At 29.2% G+C, this 4,416-nt stretch carries 5 protein-coding genes and 1 other RNA gene; 5 read left to right on the top strand and 1 reads right to left on the bottom strand.

The genetic code is table 11. The annotated features are described in order from the left end of the window. The first annotated feature begins 56 nt into the window (after nt 1-56). The 5 genes from ffs to rsmG all read left to right on the top strand — a co-directional run bounded on the left by ffs (nt 57) and on the right by rsmG (nt 3,548). Nucleotides 57-148, top strand: an RNA gene (ffs, locus tag OL66_RS03770) — signal recognition particle sRNA small type. Between the two features lie 168 nt (nt 149-316). Further along, nucleotides 317-619, top strand: a complete 303-nt coding sequence (locus tag OL66_RS04385; RefSeq protein ID WP_238568814.1) for a hypothetical protein — start codon at nt 317-319, stop codon at nt 617-619. A gap of 48 nt (nt 620-667) precedes the next feature. Next, nucleotides 668-1,003 carry a hypothetical protein gene (locus tag OL66_RS04380; RefSeq protein ID WP_238568813.1) on the top strand — a complete coding sequence of 112 codons (336 nt, stop codon included), beginning with the start codon at nt 668-670 and terminating at the stop codon, nt 1,001-1,003. 66 nt (nt 1,004-1,069) lie between these two features. Further along, nucleotides 1,070-2,923, top strand: a complete 1,854-nt coding sequence (gene mnmG, locus OL66_RS02915; RefSeq protein WP_011160642.1) for a tRNA uridine-5-carboxymethylaminomethyl(34) synthesis enzyme MnmG — start codon at nt 1,070-1,072, stop codon at nt 2,921-2,923. Further along, nucleotides 2,910-3,548, top strand: coding sequence for a 16S rRNA (guanine(527)-N(7))-methyltransferase RsmG (rsmG, locus tag OL66_RS02910; RefSeq protein WP_034172397.1), 639 nt, complete (start codon nt 2,910-2,912; stop codon nt 3,546-3,548). Before mnmG ends, rsmG begins: the two co-directional genes overlap by 14 nt. A 47-nt stretch (nt 3,549-3,595) precedes the next feature. On the opposite strand, the gene OL66_RS02905 is transcribed toward rsmG, so the two are convergent. After that, on the bottom strand, nt 3,596-4,165 hold the full coding sequence (locus tag OL66_RS02905) for a Bax inhibitor-1/YccA family membrane protein (RefSeq protein WP_238568812.1): 570 nt from the start codon (nt 4,163-4,165) through the stop codon (nt 3,596-3,598). Nucleotides 4,166-4,416 lie beyond the last annotated feature (251 nt).

The following is a 4,416-nucleotide window of genomic DNA, read 5'->3' as shown; positions in this document are numbered from 1 at the left end:
AAAACATTAACGAAAGACAAGTATTTTTATCCAACAAAACTACGGTAGCCTTTTCAAACCTTATCATTCAACAATAAGAGACGAATTTGGTCAGGTCTTGATTGAAGCAGCCATAGGTTATTTTTATTGTGTGGAAGATAGGGTTTGAAAAGGTTATTTTTAATATAAAAGACCCAAAAAACAATTTTTAAAACAACAATTCAATGCATAAAATTAAAAAAACAAAAAAATAAATTTTTATTAATGAATTTTGGCAAAAATACTTTCGAAAAATAACAATTTCACAACTAAAAAATAAAGGAAAAGGAGCAATCATATGAATTTTTCATTTTTTCAAAAAGAAAAAGAATTTAAATTATTAACTAATATTTACAACTCTTTACAAGGAGAACCATTTTTAACCCAAGAAACAACATTAAAAGGAAAAGAAACCAAAGTAGAATTTTATTATTTGGATCAAAGCAAATATTATAGTACTCTTTTTCAATCACGCCAATTTGCTGTTTGGACTGCTGATAAAGGAGTGTGCCGCCTTTTGGTTGAAAAAAAATATTACGAAGAATTTGGAGCTTTTTATCAAAAAGATATAAACGATATGTGGCTAGATTTTATATGGTAGATTTTCCAAAAAGAAGCTACTTTAATCAAAACAATAAAATTTTTATTTGTGGCAGTTTTAGTGCCTATTTTATTAAATGCTTTTTTGCTTAGTGGACAAATTTCTGTTTGGTTAAGAATTCCTGCTTTTGTTGTATTGATATCTTCTTGTTTTTCTATGAATTATTGGATGAAAAACCAACAAAAAAAATTACACATATTTAGAGATAAAAAATTACAAGAAACATTGGACAAAATCCAAGAAACATTAGGAATAGAACTTTACGAATCATTAAAAGAAAAACAAAAACAATTCAATCCAACTTTTGTTGAACCCAAATCCGACCAAAATCCCAATGAAGACACCCACAAAAACAAAGACAACACAATAGACGAAATAAACTAATTAAATTAAACAAATGATAAATAAATGATTATAAAACCCAAAAAAACAATCAAGAAAGGTACTCAAATGATCTACGATAGCATTGTTATTGGAGCAGGACATGCAGGTGTTGAAGCTGCTTTAATATTGGCAAAAAAACATAATACTTTACTCATTACAGGCTCCTTAAAACAAGTTGCTTCCTTACCTTGCAATCCTTCTATAGGAGGTCCTGCCAAAGGTGTTGTAGTACGTGAAATAGATGCTTTAGGTGGTGTTATGGCAAAAGCTGCAGATCTTGCACAAATTCAGATCAAAATGCTTAACTCTTCCAAAGGTCCTGCAGTAAGAGCTTTAAGAGCTCAAATTGATAAATTAGAATATCCTCAAATTATTTTCGAAATATTACAAAAAACCCTCAATTTAACTCTATTGGAAGGGCTCGTAAACAATCTAGTCATCCAAAACAACCAAGTTCAAGGAGTCTGTCTTATTGATGGAACAAAAATTAATGCCAAAACTGTCATTATCACTACAGGAACTTATTTAGCAAGCCAAATTTTAATTGGAGATACCAAAAAATCCTCGGGACCTAATGGCGTTCCTACAACTTACGGTATCAGCACTCAATTAAAAGAATTAGGTTTTGAAGTTATTCGTTTAAAAACAGGCACACCACCAAGAGTTAAAAAAAACAGCATTGATTATAGCCAAACCAAAATACAAATGGGAGATAATTTAGAACAAATATTTAGTTTTGTTCCCCAAACAAATCAAAGACCCCAAGAACCATGTTTTTTAACTCACACCAACCAAACCACCCACCAAGTTATCCAAAAACATTTAAACCAATCAGCTATGTATGGAGGTTATGTTGAAGGCACAGGCCCTCGTTATTGCCCTTCTATCGAAGATAAAGTAGTAAGATTTTGTGATAAAAACAGTCATCAAATTTTTATTGAACCAGAAAGCCTATCTTTGGATGAAATGTATCTACAAGGACTTTCTACCAGCATGCCTCAACACGTTCAACACGAAATCCTTAAAACTATTCCAGGATTACAAAACGCCCAAATCACTAAATATGCTTATGCTATCGAATACGATGCTTTTAATCCCAACCAACTCAAACACAGTTTAGAGACTAAAAAAATCCAAAATCTCTTTTTAGCAGGACAAATGAACGGCACCAGCGGTTATGAAGAAGCTGCTTGTCAAGGGCTTATGGCAGGAATTAATGCTTCTTTAAAACTCCAAAATAAACCTCCTTTTGTGTTAAAAAGAAATGAAGCCTATATTGGTGTTTTGATCGATGATTTAATCACTAAGGGCGCCAAAGAACCGTACCGTCTTTTGACATCACGCGCGGAATTTCGTTTATTATTAAGACACGACAATGCCGATTTGCGCCTCAAAGATTACGGATATCAACTAGGTTTGATTGATGAAAAAGATTATAACAATTTTCAAAACAAAAAAGCTAAAATCAACCTTTTATTAGAAAAAAGCAAAAATTATGAAATTTTAGTTAATTCAGATAATCTATCTTATTTAAAACAACAAAAATCAGCTAGTCTTGGAGAAAAAACCACATTAGCACAACTACTAAAAAGACCAGAATTAAATTTTTGCACTTTACAACATTTTTTACAGGAAAAAGCAGATAAAACCATTTATGAACAAGTAGAAATACAAATCAAATACGAAGGTTATATTGCTAAAGCCCAAAAAGAAGCTCAAAAATTAGCAAGGTTAGAACAAAAAAAAATTCCTAGCAAAATCAATTACGCAGATATTAAAAATTTATCAAAAGAAGCTCAAGAAAAACTTGATTTAATCAAACCCCAAACTTTAGGACAAGCAACAAGAATATTAGGAGTCAATCAAGTTGATATTTCGATTTTATTAGTTTATTTGGAAAAACATCATGCTTTACTTTGAATCATTAAAAGACAAATTTGCACTCAACGAAAAGCAATTAAACAAGTTTGTTTTTTACTATGAATTTTTAAAACAAGAAAACCAAAAAATGAACCTTACTTCTATAATATCTTTATCTGATGTTTGCTATAAACATTTTTATGATTCTTTAATTTTAAAAGAAATATTTAACTTTAATACTGTAACTAATCTTTGTGATGTTGGCTCGGGTGCTGGCTTTCCTAGCTTTCCTTTAAAAATTCTTTTTCCTCATTTAAAAATTGTAATCATTGAATCATCTTTAAAAAAAATCAATTTCTTAAAACAATTAGCAAGCCATTTGGAATTAGATAATATATGTTTTTTTCACCAAAGAGTAGAACAATATGACATAGCCAAAAATGGCAGTTATGATTGTGTTGTTGCTCGCGCTTTGGCTAGACTGGAACTTATCTTAAAATGGTGTGTTCCTTTAGTGAAAAAAAAGGGTTATTTTATTGCTATGAAAGGTAAAAACTTTCAACAAGAATTAGAAGCTAGCAAAAAGATAATTAAGCAAATAAGAGTTAAATTAGTTAGTGCAAAAACATTGGAATTACCAATGCAATTAGGAACAAGAACTAATTTATTATTCCAAACCGAATAAAAAAGGTAATATAATAAAAAAAAGATCACGAATATTCGTGATCTTTTTTATTTTCTTTCTTGACCAAATAACCTTAGCAAAATTAACATTATTCTTAAAAAAATTTCAATTAAAGTTGTTGCAAAAGCCAAAGAAACTTGCCATTCATATTTTTTAGGCATTCCTTGTTTAATCATTTGTTCGGTGTAATCAAAATGAAGTGCTAAAAACATAGATACAAATCCTAACATAATTAAACTAATAGGAAGAGTTAAAAAGCTATTGTAAATAATATTTTCAATTGTCCAAATGCCGCATAAAGACAACACTAAACGAACTATATAAGAAACCACCAAAGCAAAATAACAATATAGCATAATTTGTCTAAATCTATTTGTTACTTTTATAAAACCTTTATAATAAGCATGGGACATTGCAACAAAGACGATAAAGGTTGCAAAAATAGCCATAAAGGCAATTTCAACTAAATTGGCATAAACTAAATTTAGAACAACAAAAATAATTGATAAAATTATTCCTTCTATAAAAGAATAAATTAATCCACAAGCTTTAGAAATTTCAACTTGTTTTAATCCTGCAGAATAAATACCATAATTTAAAAAACCTAACGCAATCATGGAAAAATAAATTGCATGAATATTTAGATTTTTTAATATCGCGGGTTTTAGAATTGGGTAAAAAACATTGAAGTGATTGCTGTAACACATAAAAGCAAAATTGTTTTTAAAGCAATTCCTTTACGAGTAGCAATATTATTATAAGTAGTTGTTTCAAATAAAGAAAGAAAGAAAGTTATTTTTAATTTGGGTAAACGAATTATTTACTTTATTGGATTCCATCTAAACCACCTTTTTAAATTTTATTTATT

The sequence above is a fragment of the Chrysanthemum yellows phytoplasma genome (assembly GCF_000803325.1).
GTDB classification, from domain to species: Bacteria; Bacillota_I; Bacilli_A; order Acholeplasmatales; family Acholeplasmataceae; genus Phytoplasma; species Phytoplasma asteris.
The sequence above is the reverse complement of the archived record's forward strand: the minus strand, read 5'-3'. Positions and strand labels throughout refer to the sequence as shown.

What these genes read in the sequence shown, in the direction of transcription:
- OL66_RS04385 (WP_238568814.1), top strand. Translation starts at nt 317, where the DNA reads ATGAATTTTTCATTTTTTCAAAAAGAAAAAGAATTTAAATTATTAACT.
- rsmG (WP_034172397.1), top strand. Translation starts at nt 2,910, where the DNA reads ATGCTTTACTTTGAATCATTAAAAGACAAATTTGCACTCAACGAAAAG.
- OL66_RS02905 (WP_238568812.1), bottom strand. Translation starts at nt 4,165, where the DNA reads ATGATTGCGTTAGGTTTTTTAAATTATGGTATTTATTCTGCAGGATTA.
- mnmG (WP_011160642.1), top strand. Translation starts at nt 1,070, where the DNA reads ATGATCTACGATAGCATTGTTATTGGAGCAGGACATGCAGGTGTTGAA.